This is a genomic window from Hymenobacter lucidus (assembly GCF_020447265.1).
Taxonomy (GTDB): Bacteria; Bacteroidota; Bacteroidia; order Cytophagales; family Hymenobacteraceae; genus Hymenobacter; species Hymenobacter lucidus.
The window spans coordinates 1-3,030 of sequence record NZ_JAJADR010000020.1; the positions used below are offsets into that span (position 1 = coordinate 1).

The 3,030-nt window shown below is 58.3% G+C and carries 2 protein-coding genes; both read right to left on the reverse strand.

What is annotated here, in order from left to right:
• Positions 1–1,630, reverse strand: a 1,630-nt coding sequence (locus LGH74_RS24745; RefSeq protein WP_226180874.1) for a condensation domain-containing protein, incomplete at its 3' end; no start/stop codon positions are given.
• Positions 1,627–3,030: amino acid adenylation domain-containing protein (locus LGH74_RS24750; protein WP_226180876.1), on the reverse strand; the 1,404-nt coding region annotated here is incomplete at its 5' end. The genes LGH74_RS24750 and LGH74_RS24745, both read right to left, overlap by 4 nt.

Genomic DNA, 3,030 nt, shown 5'->3' on the forward strand with positions numbered 1-3,030 from the left:
CGGCCCCGGCCGCCATAGCATCCCCCCCGGGCAGGGCTTCGCCCTGGAAGCCCACCAGCAACTCCTCCCGCTCCTCCGCACTCAGGTACTCTACCGCACCGATCGGCAGTTGCGGGTCGGCGACGATGGCCGTCAGCAGCTGCTCCAAGTGCTGGCCCAAGCGGAGGATGGTTTCCGGTCCGTACACATCAGGGTTGTAGAGAATGCCCGTCAGCAATTCGTCACCCTGCTCCGCGAAATTGAATACAATATCGAAACGGCTAGTTTGCAGCTGGTCATCGGCGTAGGTACTTACTTTCAGGTCGCCGAGCTGAGTGGCGGCTCCGGTTCCTTGGCCCTGACTATGGCCCAGCGTTACCTGCACGTCGAAGAGCGGGTTGCGGCTCATGTCGCGCTGTAACTGCAGGGCTTCTACCAGCTCGCCAAAAGGATAAATCTGGTGCTCATAAGCGCCCAGCGTTACCTGCTTTACGTGGTCGAGCAAGGCTACGAAGCTGTCTTCGCCCTTGAAGCGGCTGCGAAAGGCCAGGGTATTGACGTAAAACCCAATCTGGTCTTCCAGATCAGCGTGAGCCCGGCCGGCAATGGGACTGCCAATAACGATATCATTCTGGCCGGTGTAGCGGTAGAGCAGCGCATTGACGGCGGCCATCAACCCCATAAATAAGGTAGCGCCCTGCTGCTGGCAAAGCGCCTTCAGATCTTTGGTAATGCCCGCACCAAGCCGCCCGCTGATGTCGGCGCCGCTGTAGGTTTTCACCGCCGGCCGGGGCTTATCGGAAGGCAGCGCCAGAATGGGCAATTCGCCCTCGAACTGCTTTAGCCAGTAGTCTTTGTGGGCCTGCAACGACTCGCCCTGCAGCTGTTGCTGCTGCCAGGCCGTGTAATCTTTGTATTGAATGCGCAACGGGGCCACGGGCGGGGTTTGGCCCGTGGTGTAAGCATTGTAAAAGAGCAGCAGCTCCTTCATCAGGATGTCCATCGACCACCCATCACTAATGATGTGGTGTAGCACGTAGCTGAACACCCATTTATGATCCTCAATCTGAATCAGGCGGGCGTGCAGCAAGGGGCCATTAACGAGGTCAAAAGGCGTTAGGGCGTGCTGGCTAACCAGAGCTTTTACCTGCTGCTCTTGGTCGGCGGCGTTGCGCAGGTCGTTGCAGGGCACTGCTACCGGCAGGCTGGCGCTGGGCAGAACTACCTGGCGCACCTCGCCTTCGGCATTTTCCCGAAAAACGGTCCGCAGGTTTTCGTGGCGGTCCACAATGGCCTGCAGGGCGGCGGAGAAGGCCTCGTAGTCGAGGTTGCCCTCGAATACGTGCACGCCGGGAATGTTGTAGCCGATATTGGCCTGCTCGAACTGACTGACAATCCAGAGCATTTTCTGCGACGACGACAAGGCGTAGTCTTCGGCCACGGGAATGACCGGAATTGTGGCCTGAAACGACTCGGTAAAAGCAGCTTGGTCGCGCCCCGACAGGAAGTGCAGCAGCTCTTCTTTGCGGGCCCGTATTTCACTGATTAATTCAGGGTTTGGGGTAGCATTCTTGGCAAATATTTTAAGCTTGCCGTCTACTACCTCCAATAAAATATCGTTGTCTTTTATCCTGCTCAATAATTGTTTCATAGTTCTATCTCAATTAGGGCTTCTTTATTCTGCTTGTGGGTATTCTGGCTGAGAATGAAATCGATATGGCTGGCCAGGTTTTCGATAGTAGGCTCGGTAAATACATCCTGAATGCTGATGCGCACCTGAAACGCGGTGTTGATGCGGGAAAGCAGCTGCATGATTTTCAGGCTGTGCCCGCCCAGCTCGAAGAAGTCGTCGCGCACTCCGATTTTTTCCTTACCGAGTAGCTCTTCCCAGATGAGCACCAGCTTGGTTTCTAGCTCGGTGCGGGGCGCCATGTATTCGGCGCCGCCGGCCAGACTGCTGCTTTCGGGCGCGGGCAGCAGCTTCCGGTCTATTTTGCCGCTGGGCGTGAGGGGCCACTGGGCTACCCGCACAAAATGGTTGGGCAACATGTAGGCCGGCAGGCTTTTGCTCAACCCCGCCCGGATATCGGCTACGACCAGTTCGGTGGCTGACAACAGGTAGGCCACCAGTTCCTTTTCGCCCGCTTTATTGGCCTTGGCCAGTACCACGGCCGCGTCGATAGTATCCAGTTGCTGCAAGGCCGTTTCGATTTCGCCCAATTCGATGCGCAGGCCGCGGACTTTCACCTGGGTATCGTTGCGGCCCAGATACTCGATGTTACCATCGGGCAGCCAGCGGCCCAGGTCGCCGGTGCGGTACATCCGCTCCCCGGCCCGGAACGGGTTGGCCACGAACTTTTCGGCCGTCAGCTCCGGGCGGTTGAGGTAGCCCCGGGCGAGTCCGTCGCCCCCGATGCAGATTTCCCCGGCCACGCCCAAGGGCAGCAGCTCATTTTTCGGGCCGACGATATACATCTGCGTGTTCCAGATGGGCCGCCCGATGGGAATAAGGCTGTCGTACCGGGAAGTGGTATAGTACGTCACGTCCACGGAGGCTTCGGTGGGGCCGTAGAGGTTGTGGAGGGGTGTATCGAGCACGTCGTACCATTTCCGGACAGTTTTCAGGGGCAAAGCCTCCCCGCTGGTAAACACCTTCTGCAGACTGGCCAGCCGGGTGGCTACGCGGCTGTCGTCGAATAGCTCGGCCATGAAAATCGACAGCAAGCTGGGCACGAAGTGCAAGCAGGTGACGCCGTGACGCTCGATAAGGGCCGCAATCCGCTCGGGTGAGGCGACATCCTCTTTCTGGCAAAGTACCATGGGCGCCCCCCAGCACAGCGGCAAAAACAACTCCCACACCGATACGTCGAAGGAGTACGTGGTTTTCTGCAGAATTACATCCTGGGAGCTGAACCCGTAGTGGTGCCACATCCAGTCAATCCGGTTGACGACGCCCTGGTGCTGCAGCATACAGCCCTTGGGGTTTCCAGTGGAGCCGGAGGTGTAGATGACATAGGCCAAGTCCGTGGCCTGATTCACCGGCACCGGGTT